This window comes from Corallococcus sp. AB011P, assembly GCF_003611605.1.
GTDB classification, from domain to species: Bacteria; Myxococcota; Myxococcia; order Myxococcales; family Myxococcaceae; genus Corallococcus; species Corallococcus coralloides.
The window spans coordinates 225,853-243,361 of record NZ_RAVX01000004.1; the positions used below are offsets into that span (position 1 = coordinate 225,853).

19 protein-coding genes are annotated in these 17,509 nt (G+C 70.8%); 8 read left to right on the forward strand and 11 right to left on the reverse strand.

Features of this window, described 5'->3' with window-relative positions; genetic code table 11:
* Positions 1-55: 55 nt before the first annotated feature.
* Both D7X30_RS14245 and D7X30_RS14250 read right to left on the reverse strand, forming a co-directional pair.
* Positions 56-1,366, reverse strand: coding sequence for a M18 family aminopeptidase (locus D7X30_RS14245; RefSeq protein WP_120563460.1), 1,311 nt, complete (start codon positions 1,364-1,366; stop codon positions 56-58).
* A 12-nt stretch (positions 1,367-1,378) separates the two neighbouring features.
* Positions 1,379-2,212, reverse strand: coding sequence for a hypothetical protein (locus D7X30_RS14250; RefSeq protein ID WP_233591552.1), 834 nt, complete (start codon positions 2,210-2,212; stop codon positions 1,379-1,381).
* Positions 2,213-2,332: 120 nt separating this feature from the next.
* Between D7X30_RS14250 and D7X30_RS14255 the strand changes: the two genes are divergently transcribed.
* Complete coding sequence (locus D7X30_RS14255; protein WP_120563462.1) at positions 2,333-3,040, forward strand: hypothetical protein; 708 nt, start codon at positions 2,333-2,335, stop codon at positions 3,038-3,040.
* Positions 3,041-3,121: 81 nt separating this feature from the next.
* On the opposite strand, the gene D7X30_RS14260 is transcribed toward D7X30_RS14255, so the two are convergent.
* Positions 3,122-4,057 carry an acyl-CoA dehydrogenase family protein gene (locus D7X30_RS14260; RefSeq protein WP_120563463.1) on the reverse strand — a complete coding sequence of 312 codons (936 nt, stop codon included), beginning with the start codon at positions 4,055-4,057 and terminating at the stop codon, positions 3,122-3,124.
* Positions 4,058-4,109: 52 nt separating this feature from the next.
* Entirely contained in the window at positions 4,110-4,778 is a 669-nt protein-coding gene (locus D7X30_RS14265) for an SET domain-containing protein (protein WP_120563745.1), read from the reverse strand.
* Between the two features lie 103 nt (positions 4,779-4,881).
* Here D7X30_RS14265 and D7X30_RS14270 point away from each other — a divergent pair, with 103 nt between their 5' ends.
* Positions 4,882-5,256 (forward strand): DUF423 domain-containing protein, encoded by a 375-nt coding sequence (locus tag D7X30_RS14270; protein ID WP_120563464.1) that lies wholly within the window; start codon positions 4,882-4,884, stop codon positions 5,254-5,256.
* Between the two features lie 18 nt (positions 5,257-5,274).
* On the opposite strand, the gene D7X30_RS14275 is transcribed toward D7X30_RS14270, so the two are convergent.
* Positions 5,275-5,583 (reverse strand): hypothetical protein, encoded by a 309-nt coding sequence (locus D7X30_RS14275; RefSeq protein WP_120563465.1) that lies wholly within the window; start codon positions 5,581-5,583, stop codon positions 5,275-5,277.
* Between the two features lie 71 nt (positions 5,584-5,654).
* The gene (locus tag D7X30_RS14280; protein ID WP_120563466.1) at positions 5,655-6,914 is read right to left on the reverse strand and encodes a glycosyltransferase 87 family protein; all 1,260 of its coding nucleotides are present in this window, start codon (positions 6,912-6,914) and stop codon (positions 5,655-5,657) included.
* Positions 6,915-7,055: 141 nt separating this feature from the next.
* Here D7X30_RS14280 and mug point away from each other — a divergent pair, with 141 nt between their 5' ends.
* Positions 7,056-7,610, forward strand: coding sequence for a G/U mismatch-specific DNA glycosylase (gene mug / locus D7X30_RS14285; RefSeq protein WP_304984695.1), 555 nt, complete (start codon positions 7,056-7,058; stop codon positions 7,608-7,610).
* Here the strand turns inward: mug and D7X30_RS14290 are convergent, their stop codons facing one another.
* The gene (locus tag D7X30_RS14290; protein ID WP_120563467.1) at positions 7,611-8,444 is read right to left on the reverse strand and encodes a 3'(2'),5'-bisphosphate nucleotidase CysQ; all 834 of its coding nucleotides are present in this window, start codon (positions 8,442-8,444) and stop codon (positions 7,611-7,613) included.
* Positions 8,445-8,612: 168 nt separating this feature from the next.
* Here D7X30_RS14290 and D7X30_RS14295 point away from each other — a divergent pair, with 168 nt between their 5' ends.
* Together D7X30_RS14295 and D7X30_RS14300 are read left to right on the forward strand one after the other, a co-directional pair.
* Positions 8,613-9,116, forward strand: a complete 504-nt coding sequence (locus D7X30_RS14295) for a DUF3592 domain-containing protein (RefSeq protein ID WP_120563468.1) — start codon at positions 8,613-8,615, stop codon at positions 9,114-9,116.
* Between the two features lie 114 nt (positions 9,117-9,230).
* Positions 9,231-9,719, forward strand: coding sequence for a GNAT family N-acetyltransferase (locus D7X30_RS14300; protein WP_120563469.1), 489 nt, complete (start codon positions 9,231-9,233; stop codon positions 9,717-9,719).
* Here the strand turns inward: D7X30_RS14300 and D7X30_RS14305 are convergent.
* The 3 genes from D7X30_RS14305 to D7X30_RS14315 all read right to left on the reverse strand — a co-directional run bounded on the left by D7X30_RS14305 (position 9,714) and on the right by D7X30_RS14315 (position 13,907).
* The gene (locus D7X30_RS14305) at positions 9,714-10,871 is read right to left on the reverse strand and encodes a hypothetical protein (RefSeq protein ID WP_147443186.1); all 1,158 of its coding nucleotides are present in this window, start codon (positions 10,869-10,871) and stop codon (positions 9,714-9,716) included. The two genes, D7X30_RS14300 and D7X30_RS14305, sit on opposite strands and share 6 nt — an antisense overlap.
* A gap of 162 nt (positions 10,872-11,033) precedes the next feature.
* A complete protein-coding gene (locus tag D7X30_RS14310; protein WP_120563471.1) occupies positions 11,034-12,716 on the reverse strand; it encodes a glutamine--tRNA ligase/YqeY domain fusion protein in 1,683 nt (560 codons plus the stop codon).
* Positions 12,717-12,800: 84 nt separating this feature from the next.
* Complete coding sequence (locus D7X30_RS14315) at positions 12,801-13,907, reverse strand: glycosyltransferase (RefSeq protein WP_120563472.1); 1,107 nt, start codon at positions 13,905-13,907, stop codon at positions 12,801-12,803.
* Positions 13,908-14,362: 455 nt separating this feature from the next.
* Here D7X30_RS14315 and D7X30_RS14320 point away from each other — a divergent pair, with 455 nt between their 5' ends.
* Positions 14,363-15,262, forward strand: a complete 900-nt coding sequence (locus tag D7X30_RS14320; protein ID WP_120563473.1) for an alpha/beta hydrolase — start codon at positions 14,363-14,365, stop codon at positions 15,260-15,262.
* On the opposite strand, the gene D7X30_RS14325 is transcribed toward D7X30_RS14320, so the two are convergent.
* Positions 15,249-16,061: an arginyltransferase gene (locus tag D7X30_RS14325; protein WP_120563474.1), complete on the reverse strand. Its 813-nt coding sequence runs from the start codon at positions 16,059-16,061 to the stop codon at positions 15,249-15,251. The genes D7X30_RS14320 and D7X30_RS14325 overlap by 14 nt on opposite strands.
* A gap of 177 nt (positions 16,062-16,238) precedes the next feature.
* Between D7X30_RS14325 and D7X30_RS41950 the strand changes: the two genes are divergently transcribed.
* Together D7X30_RS41950 and D7X30_RS14335 are read left to right on the forward strand one after the other, a co-directional pair.
* Positions 16,239-16,409 (forward strand): hypothetical protein, encoded by a 171-nt coding sequence (locus D7X30_RS41950; protein WP_158619263.1) that lies wholly within the window; start codon positions 16,239-16,241, stop codon positions 16,407-16,409.
* Between the two features lie 243 nt (positions 16,410-16,652).
* Entirely contained in the window at positions 16,653-17,504 is an 852-nt protein-coding gene (locus D7X30_RS14335) for a glycosyltransferase family 2 protein (RefSeq protein WP_120563475.1), read from the forward strand.
* The last annotated feature ends 5 nt before the right edge of the window (positions 17,505-17,509 follow it).

Below are 17,509 nucleotides of genomic sequence, written 5' to 3' on the forward strand. Positions count from 1 at the left end.
AACATCCGAGGCGGGTCCGGTGTCACCACCGGGCCCGCCTCTTCCTTTTGCCCGCTCAGGCGAAGAAGCGCGTCAGCACCGCCACCATGCGGGCCACGTCGGACGCGGCGGCCAGCTCGCGGATGGAGTGCATGGACAGCATGGGGTTGCCCACGTCCACCGTGCGGATGCCCAGCTGCCCCGCGGTGATGGGGCCAATGGTGCTGCCGCAGCCCAGGTCCGTGCGGGTGACGAAGTGCTGCGGCGTGACGCCCGCCTCCTTGCACAGCGCCGCGAAGTGCGCCCACGACTCGCCATCCGTCGCGTAGGACTGGTTCACGTTGGTCTTGATGACCGGACCGCCGCCCAGCTGCGGCTGGTGCTTGGGCTCGTGCATGGAGGAGTAGTTGGGGTGCACTGCGTGCGCCATGTCCGCGCTCACCATGAACGAGCGGCGGATGGCGCGGTGGAACGCGTCCGCGCGCCCATCCGCGTGCGCCTGGACGATGCGCTCCAGCAGATCCTTCAGGAACGGCGACGCGGCGCCCTGCGCGCTGCGGCTGCCGCACTCCTCGTGGTCGTAGAGCACCACGCCCACCGTGGCCTCGCGCGGGCCAGTGTCCTTCAAGAGCGCGGTGAGCCCGGTGTGGCAGCTGGCCAGGTTGTCCAGGCGGGGCGCGTGGAGGAACTCACCGTGCAGGCCGGAGCGCGTGGACGGCTGCAGGTCGTAGAGGCACAGGTCATAGCCCAGCAGGTCGTCCGCGGCGGCCTTCACGCCCGAGCGGCCCAGCTCCTCCACCAGCAGCCCCTTCAGCTCCGCGGGGCCCGCGCTCTCCAGGCCCAGCACCGGCACCATGTGCTCCTGGGCGTTGAGCTTCAGGCCCTCCGTGTTGACGCCGCGGTTCAGGTGGATGGCCAGGTTGGGCACGCGCAACAGCGGCCGGCGGAAGTCCACCAGGTGGTGCTGGGGGCGGCCGTTGTGCAACGTCACCACGCGGCCCGCGAGCGACAGGTCGCGGTCCGTCCACGTGTGCAGCAGCACCCCGCCATAGATTTCCACGCCCAGCTGTTGGTAGCCGTGGCGGTTGACGGGCGCGTTGGGCTTGAGGCGCAGGTTGGGCGAGTCCGTGTGCGAGCCCACCAGCCGGAAGCCGGTGGTGTCCACGGGCTTCGTGCCCAGCTGGAACGCCGCGATGCTCGTGTCGCCGCGGATGACGAAGACCTTGTCACCGGGCTTCAGCGACCAGGACTCGCGCTCGTCCAGTTCACGGAAGCCCGCGGCGGTGAGGCGGCGCGCCGTCTCGCGCACGGCGTGGTACGGCGTGGGCGACGCGTCGATGTACTGGAGGAGGTCGTTGGCCTGCGTGTCGATGTCAGTCGGGCTCATGGGCCCGGCACGCTAACGCCGTCCGGCCCCGGTGCCACGTCCGACTGTCACGGCCCGGACAGGCGGAGGGGCGCCCGCCGGCAGGATGGTGGAGGAAGGACGCGTCCCGGGCCCAGCGTCCAGGAAGGTGCCCAGGAGCACCCAGCGGCGCGCCGCGTCCTCCTTTCCCGGCTTCGCGGCGAGCGGGGTCGTGTAGTGCCAGAAGGGCAGCCGGTACACGGTGACGCCGCCCACGGTGCTGACCTTGGTGAGCTCGGAGAAGTGCCCGTCCTTCGCGTACACGAGGTACTGGTGGTCCACGGCGGGCTGCGTGAGGCTCACGTGCATGTCCACGTAGCCGTCGCGCGCGTCCGCTTCTTCCGGGTGGTGGTCGTTGTGCGGGCCGGTGTAGTCGCCCGGGCCGTAGCAGAGCACCTGGATGCCCCAGCCCCGCTTGAGCGGCCGGCCGCTCACCGTCGCCGCGAAGGCCGCGAACGTGTCCGAGCGCAGGAGCGCCCTCAGCCCCACCGCCTCCGCCGCGCGCCATGAGCGCGAGCGCCGGCTCTCCAGGAGCGCGGTGCGCACGCGCACCGTCTTGGGCAGCGCCTCCGTGTAGTTCTCCACCATGCCGGAGATGGAGTCCTCCGGGATGGGGTCCTCCATGGTGACGAGCGTGTCACGCAGCGCGGCGTCCAGGATGTCGCGGGCCTCGGCCGCCTTCTTCACGTCGATGACGCCCTGCAGCGCGATGAAGGGCCGCGTGGGGTCCAGCAACGCGCCGCACGTCTCGGAGTCTCGGCCTTCGAGAATGCGGCGGCCCTTCGGGGTGAGCAGGTCGGCGAACTGGGTGGGCAGGCGCGGGGACATGGCGCGCACCATACCGGGCCCCGGGCGGAACGCACGCGCTGGGGAGGGCACGGCAAGGCAACTCCCCTGCTCTCCCGGCGATAATCCGGTACTCCGACATCCAGGGTAGAAGGTGCCTCCATGACGCAGATCCGCAACCGTCCCGCCGCCCCCTCCGTCGCTCCGGCCCGCACGCAGGCCCCGGCCGCTCAGCCCGCCCGGGCCAACCAGGTCACGGAGGCGTCACGCGCGGACGTGCTCAACCGCGCGGAGCTGGCGCGGACCCGCGCGACGATGGCGCCGGTGCAGGCGACGCCGGGTTCGTGGCGCGGGGGCGCGAACACGGAGGTGGGGCGCGCCATCCAGACCATGCGCCAGCGCCTGTCCGACGTGAACATCACCATCAAGGGTGACACGCCGCAGAGCCTGTTCGACCGGGCCATCCTGGACAACAAGCACGTCACCAACGAGCAGATTTTGGAGATGTCCCGGGTGACGCTGCCCCAGCTGGCCACGGATCCGAAGTCGCGCGCGAAGGTGCTGGAGCGCGTGCCCAACGCGCGCGAGCTGCCCGTGCACCACTTCACCGTGGCGATGCTGTCCGCGGTGACGGGCATCGACCGCGCGGCGCTGTCGGAGGCCTGTCCGGACCTGGGCCTCACGGGCGCGCCGAACACGCCGCTGCTCTACGCCGCCAAGACGGAGCGCATGCAGCGCTCCACCGCCCTGCACGACTTCACGGACTACATGCGCGGCGCGGGCGTGAAGGGCATGAACAAGGCCGTCTGGGGCGTGGAGAACCGCATCCTGTCCGCCGCCGTCTCCGCGCTGGGCGGCGGCCGGTACTGAAGTCACCCGTAGCCCCCCAAGCCCGCGCGGTGGAGGAGGCCTTGAGCCCCCTCCCCTCGCGGGCTTCGCTTTGCCCGGGCGTCAGTCCTCGCCCGCGCCGCCGGCCAGCCGCTGCCGCGCGACCTCCAGCCGCTTCGCGCGGACCTTGGACGCCAGGTCGAGCAGGCGCCGGTCGCGCTGCCACCGCTCGCGCATCTCCACGTCCACGCCCTCCCAGGCCACCTCGCAGCGCTCCAGCGCGCGGTGCATCTGCGCGAGCGCTCCGCCCAGCGCCACGTGCACGGCCGGGTCGCTGGGGTCCTCCAACGCGAGCGCGTGGATCATCACCGCGACGGCGACCAGCTCCTCGCGCAGCGCCACCGGCCAGCCGCACCGGCGGGCCACCTTCACCAGCCAGCCCAGCACCGCCAGGTTGACGTGGCAGTCCTCCACCGTGCGGAACGGCTTGAGGTAGCGGGTGTAGCCATCCCCGGGCAGCACGTCCTCCGGGTCCACCTCCACGCCGTCCAACCGCAGCGCCGCGTGCGGCACCTCCGGCACGAAGCCCAGTGGCGGCAGCGGCTCCACGGTCACCCCGGACGTGCGCGCGTCCAGCCGCACCATGCGCAGGCGGTTGCGCTCCTGGGCATCCCGGCCCTCGGAGGCGACCACCAGCAGCACCTCCGCGTGCGTGCCCAGCGTGACGTAGGTCTTCACGCCATCGAGCGTCCAGCCCGCGCCCTTCGGCGTGAGCTTCGTTTCGATGGCGCTCGGGTGCCCGCCGCCCGTCTCCGTGGCGCAGAGCGCGGCGCGCCGGTCCGCCGGGAGCTGGGGGAAGAGCGAGCGCAGCGCGGCCTGGTAGCCGGAGGAGAACGCGAACCCCATCCGGTCCATCCGGAAGCCGCTGGCGAGCGCCAGGTCCGCGGGCACCTGGAAGCGCGGCAGCACCGCGAGGTGCCGGCGCCACCAGGCCTCCACCGAGTCCAGCGCGGGAAAGTCAGGGGCCTCGGTGAGCAGGAAGCGCAGGACGTCTTTCACGCCTCCACTCTAATGCCCGGCTCCGGAGCGCGCGCGCTTCCGTTTGGGGGCTTCAGCCCGCGGCGCGGCGGCCACGGCCCGGAGACTTCGCGCGCTGGGTGCCCCGCTTCTTCTTCGCGGCGGCTGGCGGCGAGGCCTTCGACTTCTTGGCGGCCTTGGACTTGGAGGTCGCCTTGGACTTCGACGCGGCCTTGGACTTGGAGGTCGCCTTGGACTTGGAGGCGGCCTTCTTGCGCCGCGCGGGGGCCTTCTTCTCCGGGGCGAGGATGGTGCCCCGGCAGGAGGGCGTGCCACAGCGGCAGACGTAGAGCGACTCGGCTTCGGCGTCCATCTCCGGGCTGCGCTCGTACGCGTAGTCGTACGTCAGCTCCTCCCCCGGTTCGATGGCGCGCAGCGCGTAGATGTGGATGTGGCCCTTGTCGATGAGCGACTGGCAGTTGGGCTCGCACGAGTGGTTGATGTAGCGCGACTCGTTGTGGAGGGTCCCCGCGTCCAGCACCGTGTCGTCGTCCAGGTTGAAGAGGAACGTGTGGTGGCGCTCCATCGACTCGTCGTCGTAGCGGGCGTCCGCCTCGGCCTGGGTGATGCGCTCACCGATGTACTCGATGATGCGCGCGCCCTTGCGGATGCGGCGGGTGGCGAAGGCGCCCGTGCCCTGGATGGGGGACTGGCGCAGCTCGAAGGGAATCGACGGGGTCGGCTGGAAGGAAGGGGAAGTCATCATCTGGGATGGGCGCGGCTGGGGCGGGTGCGTGTTCAACCAGGACGCTGCCGTGAGGCGCGGTGTAGCGTGCCGCAGTCAAGCGCGCGAAGAAAGGCACTCGATGATGCGGTGGTGGATCGTGGTGGGCGCGGTGAACGCTTTCCTGTCCGTGGCGGCGGGCGCCTTCGGGGCGCATGCGCTGAAGGCCCGGCTTCCCCAGGACCTGCTGGTCATCTTCGAAACCGGGGCGCGCTACCACATGTACCACGCGCTCGCGCTGGTGGCGGTGGGGCTGCTGGGCACGGTGCGCCCCTCCGCGCTCCTGGAGTCCGCGGGCTGGGCGATGCTCGCGGGCATCGTCCTCTTCTCCGGCAGCCTGTACGCGCTGGCCCTCTCCGGCGTGCGTGTGCTGGGCGCCATCACGCCGCTGGGCGGCCTGGGCTTCCTCGTGGGCTGGGCGCTCTTCGCCGTGGCCGCGTGGCGCACCTCACCGTGAAGCGGCGGACAGCCCGCGTCACTCCCGCAGCAGGGGCGGCAGCGGGTAGATGAGGTCCAGGTCGCGGTGGTTACGCAGGCCACAGGCCTCGCGCTGCACGGTGAGGTTCCAGCGCAGCCGCTCCGCTTCCTTCCAGAGCGCGCGGTACGCCGCGTAGCGCTCCACCCGCGCCACGCCATGCAGGGCGCGCAGCTCCTTCTCCGCCTTGGCCACCAAGGCGAGGGCGTCCTCCAGCTTGTCTCCGGAGCGGCGCAACCCGGAGGCGCGCTCGCGCTGGAACTCCGCCTCGATGGGCAGCAGGGCGTTGACGTTCACCGGACGGGCCATGCCTTCCTTGTAACCACGAGCCCCGGCCCTCGCATCGGCGCTCCGGTCCATGCCGGGCGGGCAACCGGGCCTCAGGGAGGCGGTGTCGGCGCGGGTGCGTCCTTCACCTCCGGAAGCACCGTGGCACCAGGGCGACCCCACCGCCACGCCTCGCGGGCCCAGGCGAGCCCCGCGAAGAGCACCATCGCGTTGCGCGCGAGGAGCAGCAGCGTGAATGACGGCTGCCAGCCCGTGTTGTAGGTGCTGCCCGCGAAGAGCCCGCGCGTGATGGCGGCGGCCACCAGCAGCACGGCGGACGGCCACACTCTTCCGGAGAGCAGCGCGAGCGCGGCGGCCCCGGTGAGCCAGATGAGGTACTGCGGGCTCAGCACCGGGTTGAGGATGACGAAGGCCACGAGCGGCACCAGCGTCAGCCGGGCCCCGTCCTCGATGTGCACCGGAGGCCTGCGCCACGCGGCGAGCACGGACACCGCCACGGCCAGCAGCAGGCCCGCGACCCACACCTGGCGGGTGACAGCCCGGACTGTTTCGGCGGCCGCGCCGTGCAGCTCATAGGCGGCGGGAGCGTGGACCCACTGGACCTGGGCGAAGCCCATCAGGTGCGCGGCCCAGAGCAGGCCCGCGCTGAGGGCCTCCACCTGGAGGCCCCGCTCGACGTGGAAGGCCGCGAACCGCCACCACGGCCACACGAAGCTCAGCGGCACCAGCGGCAGTACGCCCGCGACGAGGCCGGTGATGAGGGCCCGCGTCGGCTTCGCGCCCCGGCGCCAGCACACGGCCAGGGCCAGCGGCACGAGCACGGCCGGGTACAGCTTGGTGACGGTGCCCACCGCGAGCAACGCACCTGCCCAGCCTTCGCGCCGGCGCATCAGGGCCACCACCGCGGCCAGCGCGAGCGCGGCGGGGATGAGGTCGTAGCGCTTGAGGTAGTGCACGCTCTGGAGCCAGCTGACGACGGAGTACGCCGCGAACGGCACCCACGCGCGCCAGGCCGTGCCCCACCGGCGCACGCCTTCGGACAGCAGCAGCCATTTGATGAACGCGTCGATGAGCGTGAGCTGGAGGCCGAACGCGAGGATGAAACCGCGCAGGTCGCCGCCTGCCCACGTCGCGGGCACGAACCACAGGAGCGCGTAGGGCGGGTATTCGAAGCGGAAGTCGCGGTTGGGGACCGCGCCGTCCAGGAACGCGCGGGCCGTCCGGAAGTACAGCGGCAGGTCGCCCTGGCGCGAGGAGAAGGCGTAGAGCGCGAGCGGCAACACGGCCACCGCGAGCGCTAGCCAATGCCTGGGCGTCAGCCGCGAGGGCTCGGACGATGTCGATGCGGACACGGAGTGTCACTCTGCCTGCGCGGACCGGGCGCTGTCGCTGGGAAAGGCGTCCGTCCCCTTCCCTGCCCGGGCCACGCCCAGGCGCATGGACGTGCGAGGCGGCACCCGACCCGCTAGGTTCCGGCCTGGATTGCCCACCCCATGAAGCTCCACCGCCCCACGAAGGACGAGCTGTTCGCCGCCACCGGCCGCACCATGCCGGACCTGCTGGCCCCGGACCTGCGGGTGCTCTTCTGCGGCATCAACCCCAGCCTCTACTCCGCGGTGGTGGGCGTGCACTTCGCTCGGCCGGGCAACCGCTTCTGGCCGTCACTGCACGCAGCGGGCTTCACCCCGCGACTCCTGAAGCCAGCGGAACAGGCGGAGCTGCTGACGCTGGGCCTGGGCATCACCAACGTGGTGGACCGGGCCACGGCGAGCGCGGACCAGTTGGGCGCGGACGAGTACGCGGAAGGCGCGAAGTCGCTGGCGCGCAAGGTGGAGCGCTACCGTCCGAAGTACCTCGCGGTGCTGGGGCTGGGCGCGTACCGCACCGCCTTCTCGCGGCCGAAGGCGAGGTTCGGACCGCAGGAGGAGACGCTGGGCGAAGCGCGGCTGTGGGTGCTGCCCAATCCCAGCGGGCTCAACGCCAGCTACCAGCTCCCGGACCTCGCGCGGCTGTACGGCGAGCTGCGCCGCGCGGTCGAGCCGCGCTGACTACTTCAGCAGGCCGGCCTCGTGGGCCACCTGGGAAGCCACGGGCAACACCTTGTCGAAGGCGGCGGCGTTGCACGCGAGCAGGCCCCGGCGGTTCTGGAGCTCGGAGCCGTCGTACAGGTACGCGTTGCCCGCCAGGTCCGTGAGCACGCCGCCCGCGGAGCGGATGACGGCCTCCGGCGCGCAGTTGTCCCAGCGGTAGCTCTTGTCGCTCACGTGCACGTAGAGGTCGCAGCGGGCCTCCGCCAGCAGGCCGCACTTGAGCCCCACCGAACCGGACTCCGTCTCCTTCGTGATGCCCAGCCGCTGCACCACCGCGTCCGTCGTCTTCGAGCGGTGCGAGCGCGACACGACAAGCCGCAGCTGCGCCGGGTCCGCCACGTCCGACACGCGCAGCGCGCGGCGGCCCTGCGGGTCCTCCACGTAGCCCTGCTCGCCGACGATGCCGGAGTACAGGACGTCCCCCACCGCGCGGTAGACGACGCCCAGCGCCGCCCGGCCCTCCACGGCGAGGCCGATGTGGATGGCGAACTCGCCGTTGCGGTTCACGAACTCCTGCGTGCCGTCGAGCGGATCCACGAACCAGCAGCGGCTGAAGCGCTTGGCGTCGGAGGCGTCCTCGTTCTCCTCCGCCACCACGCCGTCCGCCGGGAAGGCCTTGCGCAGCTCGCCCACGATGAAGGCGTTGGCGCGCTCGTCCGCCACCGTGACGGGCCCGGCGCCTCCGGCCTTGTCCGTGACGGAGAAGTCCGTGGCGTAGACCTGCAGGAGGATGTCACCAGCCTGGCGGGCGATGCGCCGGGCCACTTCGAGCTCTTGGGCGAGTGCGGGCATGGAGACCCCTGAGTCTACCGGGGCGAATTGCCCCCGTGGGGAAATCTGCCCCGCATCCCGGCCCCATCCCTCCGGGGCGGAAGCCTTGGCCCGGGGGCTGCACTTCCCAGGTGGATTCGCCTTCCTCGCCCCGGGCAGCGCGGCGGGAGGCAAGCAAGGACTCGAACGATGATGAAGTGGCTGATGGGGCTGGCCCTGCTGGGCATCGGCGTGGCGCTGGCGTTCGCGGGCGGCCGGATGGTGTACCGCTCGAAGGTGAGCAAGGACTGGCCCACCGTGCAGGGCACCGTGGTGAGCTCCCGCGTGGAGACGCTGCGCAGCAAGCGCGCGGTGAGCTTCCGCCCGGACGTGAGCTACCGCTACGAGGTGAAGGGCGTCCCGTACACCTCCGACACGGTGGCCTTCGACGGCCACGGCGCAGGCGGGCTCGCGGAGGCGCAGGCGGTGTCGCACCACTACGCGGCCGGCGCCCCGGTGACGCTGCACTACGAGCCGGAGGACCCGTCCGTGGCGTGCCTTCAGTGCGGCGACACGGGCCTCGTGAACTACCTGGTGGCGCTGGGGGGCGCGGTGTTCGCCCTCGTGGCCGCCTGGGGCCTGGTGGAGCTGGCCCGCTCCAGCCTGCGCGACGCCAGGGACGCCGCACCGCGGATGCGCGCGAAGGCCCGCTAGATGACGCAGTGCCGCCCCTCCGCGTGGCCGGCTGAGCATTTTCCTCCAGAAGGCTTCGACAGACGCGGCCCGCGATGCGCAACCTGGAGCGGACACCCGCTCCCTGGAGAACGCATGCCCGTCACCATCCGACCCGCGAAGGACCCGGACGCACCCGCGCTGGGCCGCATGGGCGCGGCGCTCGCGCGCCAGCACCACGGCTTCGACCCGCAGCGCTTCATGGTCCCGGACGACGTGGAGTCCGGCTACCGCTGGTGGCTGGGCAAGGAGGCGCGCCGTCCGCAGGAGGCCGTGGTGCTCGTGGCCGAGCTGGACGGCGAAGTGGTCGGCTACTGCTACGGCCGGCTGGAGGGCGTGGACTGGAACATGCTCCTCGACAAGTGCGGCGCCCTGCACGACATCTGGGTGGAGGAGAAGGCGCGCGGCACCGGCACCGGCCAGCTGCTCGCGGAGGCCATGGTGCGGCGGCTCACGGAGATGGGAGCGCCGCGCGTCGTGCTCCACACCGCCGCGAAGAACGAAGCCGCGCAACGCCTGTTCGCACGGTTGGGCTGGCGTCCCACCATGGTGGAGATGACCCGCGAGACGCCGCCCCGCTCATAGCTTTCCGCCAGGCATCCGGCCCTGCTGGAAGGCCTCCACCTGCGCGGGCGTGAAGGGCGGCTCGTAGAGTCCGCGATCCTGCTGGCGTGAACGGAACAGGTCCACGATGAGGTTCATCCGGTCCTTCACCGAGCCCCAGTCCCGCGCCGCGCTGCCCGCCGTGTCGTCCGGCGTCCGGTCCAACTGCTTCAGCAGGGCGCACAGCTCCGGGTGCTCCAGCCGCATCAGGTCCGGCGGGAAGTCCGCCGCGGCGGAGAGCGCCGGGATGTCCTCGCCCAGCCGCAGCGTCCGGTCCGGCAGCTCCATGGTCATCAACTCGCGCGTCATCAGCTCGCGCCAGCAGCGCTCCAGCCGGTCCGCCAGCGGCGTGAAGAGCGCGACCCGCCAGGGCTCCGGCATCCCGTGCCCGCGCGCCCGCAGCAGCTCCCGCAGGTGGTCCAGGAACAGCTCCTTCAGCGGCGCCCCCAGCGCCCCGACGATGGGCTCCTGCAGGCGCACCTGCTCGTGGTAGCCCACCAACGCGTTGGCCAGGAGCACGCGCTCCGCCCGGTCCTTGGTGCGCGTGAGGCCCAGGGCTTCGTGGTACGCGCGCACCGCGCGGATGAGCAACTCCTGCCCCCCGGACTCCAGCGGCCCCGGCTTCAGCACGGCCACCACGCGCTCCAGCGCGGCGGGGCTCTTCGCTCCAGGCCCGGTGAAGTGCTCCAGCATCGCCGTGTAGAGCGGTCCCAGCTCCTGGAACACCAGCAGGTTGCCTTGCGCGATGTGCTTCGACACCACGCTCATCACCGGGTCCATGGCGCGCGACAGCACGGTGGCCACGCCCGACGGCAGGCCCCACGACCCCAGCAGCCGGGCCTGCGTCACGCCAAGCCCGCGCATCACGGCCTCCGCGCGGGAGAGCATGTCCCGCTCCAGCACGGCCACCATCTCCTTGCGGATGAAGGTCCCCGCCGTCTTCGACGCCCAGGTGGAGAAGCCGCACCACGACTGATCCACCTCCCCCAGCACGCCCGCGAAGCACACCTTCAGCACGTGGTACGTGTGGGTGATGTGCAGGTTGCGCAGGGGCGCGTCCTGCATGCGGCCAATGGCCACCACCTCGGCTTGCGTCGGCGGAGGATGAGGGCGAGGCAACGGTTGGAGCATCATGGCGGGACGCGCTCCGGCGGAAAGAGGCGGAACTGCCCCTTCCAGCCTGGAGCACCCGCTCCACGGCCCGCCATCACCCACCAGGGAGGGTTCGAAACGACGAAGCCCCGGGTGTTTCCACCCGGGGCTCCCTGAAGCTTCAGCAGCGCGGGAAGGAGCGCCCTACTTCTTCTGCTCCTTCACCCACGAGTCCTTCAGCGTCACCGTGCGGTTGAAGACGGGCGCGCCCGGCTTGGAGTCCACCGCGTCCGCGCAGAAGTAGCCCAGGCGCTCGAACTGGAAGCGGTCGCCCGGCTTCGCGTCCGCGAGCATCGGCTCCACGCGCGCGCCGGTGAGGGTCTCCAGGCTGTTCGGGTTGAGGAACTCCTTGAAGTCCTTGGTCTCGTCCTTGTCCGGCGACTCCACCGAGAAGAGCCGGTCGAACAGCCGCACCTGCGCCACGGGCGCGTTGCCCGGCACCCAGTGCAGCGTGCCCTTCACCTTGCGGCCGTCCGGCGAGTCGCCACCGCGCGTGGCCGGATCGTAGGTGCAGCGCAGCTCCGTGATGTTGCCCGCCGCGTCCTTGATGACCTTCTCGCACTTGATGAAGTACGCGGAGCGCAGGCGCACCTCCTTGCCCGGCGCCAGGCGGAAGAAGCCCTTCTCCGGCACCTCCTGGAAGTCGTCCGCCTCGATGTAGAGCTCGCGCATGAACGGCACCTTGCGCGTGCCCATGTCCTCGCGCTTCGGGTGGTTCGCCGTCTCCAGTTCCTCCGTCTGGCCCTCCGGGTAGTTCTCCAGCACCACCTTGAGCGGACGCAGGACGGCCATGGCGCGCGGCGCCGTCTCGTTGAGGTCGTCCCGGATGGACAGCTCCAGCACGCCCATGTCGATGAGGCTGTCGGACTTGCTCACGCCGATGCGCTTCGCGAAGTCGCGCAGCGACGCGGGCGTGTAGCCCCGGCGGCGCAGGCCGCTGATGGTCAGCATGCGCGGATCATCCCAGCCGGAGACGCGCTTCTCCTGCACCATCTGGAGCAGCTTGCGCTTGCTCATCACCGCGTAGGTGAGGTTCAGCCGCGCGAACTCGTACTGGTTGGGCCGGTCGCCTTTGATCAGCGCGTCGACGATCCAGTCGTACAGCACGCGCCGGTTCTCGAACTCCAGCGTACAGACGGAGTGCGTGATGCCCTCGATGGCGTCCGACAGACAGTGCGCGAAGTCGTAGAGCGGGTAGATGCACCACTTGTCGCCCGTGCGGTGGTGGTGCGCGTGCCGGATGCGGTAGATGGGCGGGTCGCGCAGCACGGGGTTCGACGACGTCATGTCGATTTTGGCGCGCAGCGTGTGCTTGCCGTCCGGGAACTCGCCCGCCTTCATCCGGCGGAACAGGTCCAGGTTCTCCTCCACCGTGCGCGTGCGGTACGGGCTGTCCTTGCCCGGCGTGGTGAAGTTGCCGCGGTACTGGGAAATCTCCTCCGGCGACAGGCTGCACACGTAGGCCTGGCCCTGCGAGATCAGCTGCTCCGCGAAGGCGTAGAGCCGGTCGAAGTAGTCGGACGCGAAGAAGCGCCGGTCGTCCCAGTCGAACCCGAGCCAGCGCACGTCGCGCTGGATGGACTCCACGTAGTCCGTGTCCTCGGTGAGCGGGTTGGTGTCGTCGAGGCGCAGGTTGCACTTGCCGCCATACTGCTGCGCCAGCCCGAAGTTCAGCGCGATGGCCTTGGCGTGGCCGATGTGGAGGTAGCCATTGGGCTCGGGCGGGAAGCGGGTGTGCACGCGTCCGCCGTGCTTTCCCGTCCGCCGGTCCTCCTCAACGACTTCCTGGAGGAAGTTGAGGCCCTGCGTCTCGTTCGTCGTCGTCATGATGGTGCGAATCCTCTTGGAAGCGGGACAAGGGGAGCAAGGTTTTCCTGACCCGTCCCCCCCACGCTCCGGGAGCCAGCCCGCTCAGACCTCGGCCAGCAGCGACTCCCAGGCCTTGAGCGCCCGTTCGGCCGACAATTCGTCCGCCCGGTCCAGGGCCCGCTGGCGAAGCCCTTCGCGCCACTTCGCGTCCGTCACCACCCGCCCCAGCGCCTGGGCCATGGCGGCGTCGTCCCCCATGGGCACCAGCACCCCCGCCCGCCCCCCGTCCAGGGCCTCCGCGGGGCCGGAGGGGCAGTCCGTGCTGACGATGGGGCAGCCCAGCGCGAGCGCCTCCAGCATCACCATGGGCAGGCCCTCGAAGCGCGAGGACAGGGCGAACGCCGTGGCCCGCCGCATCAGCGCGTGCGGGTTCTCCGCGTAGCCCGGCATGAACACGGAAGACTCCACGCCCAGTTCCGCGACCAGCGCCTTGAGCTCCGCCTCCAGCGAGCCCACTCCCAGGATGAGCAGGTTCGTGTCCGTCCCGTCCGCCCGCATCCGGGCGTGCGCGCGGAGGAGCATGTCGAAGGACTTCTGCGGCTCCAGCCGCCCCACCGCGATGATCACCGGCTTCTTGAACACCGGCACCGCCCACGCGGGCAGGGGAGCGTCCGCCGCGGCGCGAACGCGGTCCGCGTCGACGAAGTTGGGGATGACCTCCAGCCGGTCGCGGTCCACGTTCACCAGCTCCGCGAACGCCTTCGCGGAGTCGTAGCCGCACGCCACGATGCGGTCCATGCCCGGGTAGAGCACCTTCAGGCCCCAGAGCTGGCGCTTCGGCTGCTCCCGGTGGAACGCCCCCCAGTCGAAGTGCACCATCCCCAACACCGGCTTGCCCAGCAGGGCTCCCGCCATCCGCGCCAGCAGGGCCGCCCTGCCCTCCTGCCCGGAGACGATGATGTCCGCCTTGCGCGCTTCCTGGAAAAGCCGCCAGAGCATCCGCGGCAGCTCCCGGCGCCGGTAGGCCTCCACGCCCACGCCCCAGGAGATGGGCACGTCCGCGGGGATGCGCCCGCGTGTGTCCGGCGGCGGCGGCCCGTGGTGGAAGAACAACGAAGGGTCGAACCGCTCCCGGTCCAGGCCCGCCAACACGTTGCACACGGAGCGCTCGATGCCCCCCGTCCCCATGAAGACGAGCGTGAACAACACGCGCCGCCGCCGCCCTGGGGCCGGGACCGCGATCTCTTGCCGCGCCTGCAGTTCCAATGTCTGGGATTCCCGGTAAGAAGCGATTTTTTGCTCTCCCGCCCGGCGTACGAGTGTCCGGCGAGCCCACCCCTGGAGTTGGTCGCTGATCAATATCCCACGCACCGTGCGATAGGTAGCGAAGGTCACCCGCCGCCGCCACCCAGGAGACAGTTGCACGCCGTCCTGCCGGTGGATCTCCCGGGGGCGCCAACGCCATTTCGAAACAGCGGCCTTCACCGGCCCACTGATACATCGTTGAAACAGCCGCACCGCGTCCTGCCGGGCAAGCTCCAGCATTGACGCGTCAAGAGGCGCTTGGCGCGTCAGCGGGTGCGGTTCATTGCTTGGGGACTCAACGAGTCCGGGGGCCGACTGCCAGGAACTGGATTCCGGGTATAGGCTCACAATCCATCCTCGTGAAAAACCCCATCCACCCCCGTCCCGCCCGTTTCATCGCGCTCGCCCTTCTGGGCGTGCTCGCGGTGGCGGCCTTCATCGCGTACCGCAATGTCCGCGCCGCACGCGCTGTCTTGCACCCCGCGCGCCAGCCTTTGAAGCCAGTGGCGGGAGGCGTGCTCGCGGAGCGCACGGACGTGGTGCTGCACACGCGGGACGGCCTGACGCTGCGCGGCTGGTACCTGCCATCGCACAACCGCGCGGCGGTGGTGGTGATGCACGGCTTCGCGGAGAACCGCACGCAGATGCTCTTCGAGGCGGAGGTGCTCTCACGCGCGGGCTATGGCGTGCTGCTCTTCGACTCGCGCGGCCACGGCGAGAGCGAGGGCGACCTGGTGACCTGGGGCGACCGCGAGCGCGAGGACCTGCGCGCGGCGGTGGACTTCGTCTCGCGCCGCGACGACGTGGATCCGTCCCGCCTGGGCGTGCTGGGCTTCTCCATGGGCGGCACCACCGCGATGCTGGCGGCCCTCGAGGACGAACGCCTCAAGGCGGTGGCCGCCGCGGGCGCGTACCCTTCGCTGGAGGCGGACACGCGCTACAGCTACGGCAGGTGGGGGCCGCTGAGCGCCCAGCCCGCGCTCTGGACCCTGCGACTGTCCGGCGTGGACGTGGACGCGGTGGACCCCATGAAGCGCCTGTGTGATTTGAAGGGCCGGCCGCTGCTGCTGATCAACGGCGACGTCGACGAGTACGCACCCGCGTTCCTCCAGGACGCGCTCTTCCAGGCCGCGTGCGAACCCAAGTCCTACTGGGTGGTGCCCGGCGCGCACCACGGCGAGTACGCGAAGAAGGCCCCGGAGGAGTACGCGCACCACCTGCGCGACTTCTTCGACGCGGCGCTGCTCAGCGGCTCCTGACCACCACATCCGAGGGGCCCACCAGCTCCGGCGCGTCAGCCGCGGTTGCTGGTGCGTCAGCCGCCGCGACACGCCACTCGGGCGGCGCGTCCAGCGCGGGGCGGCCCTCCAGCAGCTCATGCGGGCGGAAGCCGGCCTTGTAGCGCAGTGAGTCGCACGCCAGGACGCGGTAGCCCAGGTACACGTAGGGGATGCCCCGCTCGCGCGCCAGCTCCACCTGGAACAGCACGCTCGCCTTGCCCAGGGACAGCCGCGCGTAGGCCGGGTCGTAGAAGAAGTACACCGCGCTCCACGCGTGCGGCGTCTCGTCGCACAGGCCCAGCCCCACCAGCTTCGGGCCCGCCGGGTCGCTGTCGTCGTACCAGGCCACCTCGCGCGCGGACGGGTGCGGGAAGGCGAACTGGAGCGAATACTCGCGCGCCCCCAGCTCGGAGGACTCCCAGTCCCGGGACGACTCGCGATCCGCGTGCCACGCGCGGTACAGCGTCAGGCGCTCCTCGTCCACGCGCGGCGGGCCTACCTCCACGCGCAGGTGCGCGCACGCGGCGCGGGCCCGGCGCTGGCTGCGGTTGGGCGTGAAGCCCGCCACCGGCACGCGCAGGGACACGCACTCGTGGCACGACGCGCAGGCGGGCCGGAAGTACTGCGGGCCGAAGCGGCGCCATCCGCGCACCAGCAGGTGCTCGTACTCCTGCGCCGTCACGTTGCGCATCAGCAGCGTCTCCAGGGACGCCTCCCGCCCCGGCAGATAGCTGCACGGGCGCGGATCTTCGATTTCGTGTGCCAGCAGAACGGCCATCGGTGTTCCCTTCCTGTCGGCCCCAGGCTCCGGCGTCAAGCCATGCCTGCCCGTCCGGCGACCCACCTTTCGTCGGAAACGACCCGCCGGTGCGGGCCGTTCCGTATCCAGGAAGTGGCACAACGGCTGCAAGTCACCGACTGAAGCCGTACCACTTGCGGAAGAGGACGAACGCACATGGCCCGCGAGGAACTGCATCCCGGATGGCTGCCGCTGGACCCCGACGAGGCGGACGGCCCCCTCTCGGGCGACGCCTTCTTCGAGGAGGATGACGCCTTCCACTCCGCCGCCGGAGCCGACGTCGTGGACGACCTGGACGCGTTCGATTTCGCCGTCGCCAGCTACTGAAAAACCCGTGGCCAGGGAGCCACGGTGTGGCAGCCCTGTCGCGATCCGACCGTGATTTTTTCCGGTCCGCCCCCTGCCGGGGCCGTAGAAACTTCCGAGAAACCGGGAGACGGCCTCCCGCGTTCGCTTCCCCGGACAGCGGGCGGGTAACACCCGACACAGGGGCCGGGGCGCAATGCCCCACGCGCGGAGGGCCCGGCTGGCTTCTCAGTCGTGGGGCCCCACCGGTATAAACCGGGGCCTATGTCATCCGTCGACGTCTCAGTGGTGATGCCCACGTACAAGCGCGAGAAGGACGTGGTGGAGGCCATCCACTCCGCGCTGCGTCAAGAAGGCGTCCAGGTGGAGGTGATCGTCCTGGATGACTCCGCGGAGGGCACGGCCCGGGACGCGGTGCAGGGCATTGGTGATGCCCGCGTGCGTTACTTCAAGCAGGAGGTGCCGTCCAAGGGGCGCCCCGCGCTGGTGCGCAACCACGGCGCCACGCTGGCGAAGGGCCGCTACCTGCACTTCCTGGACGACGACGACATGCTCGCCGAAGGGGCGCTCAAGGCCATGGTGTCGGCGCTGGACGCGCGGCCGGACGCGGGTGTCGCGGTGGGCTGGGTGGTGCCCTTCAGCGAGGATCCGGAGTGGCTGGAGGACAAGAGCACCTACTTCGAGCGGGTGGCGCAGGTGGGGGCCACCACGCCCAACAGCGCGTGGACGGTGGCGCACATCCTGTTCCTGGGCACGCTGTACGTGAACTCCGCGTGCATGGTGCGCCGCGAATACTTCCAGCCCCTGGGCGGGTTCGATCCGAACATCCCCGTCTACGAGGACGTGGACTTCTACATGCGCGGCATCCGCCGCTACGGCCACGTCTACGTGAACCGGCCCATCCTCAACTACCGGGTGGGCAAGCCGTCGCTGATGAACGACCTGGGCAAGACAGGCGCGAAGGTGGAGAAGTCCGTGGCGGAGTCCAACGCCATCATCCACAACAAGTACCGGCGCGAGCACGGAGAGCTGGAGTACCGGCTCCTGCAGATGGCCACGCGCGCGCTCAAGGGCCGCTTCGGCCTCACGCGCTACCTCCCCCTCAAGCTGCCGTAAGCGAT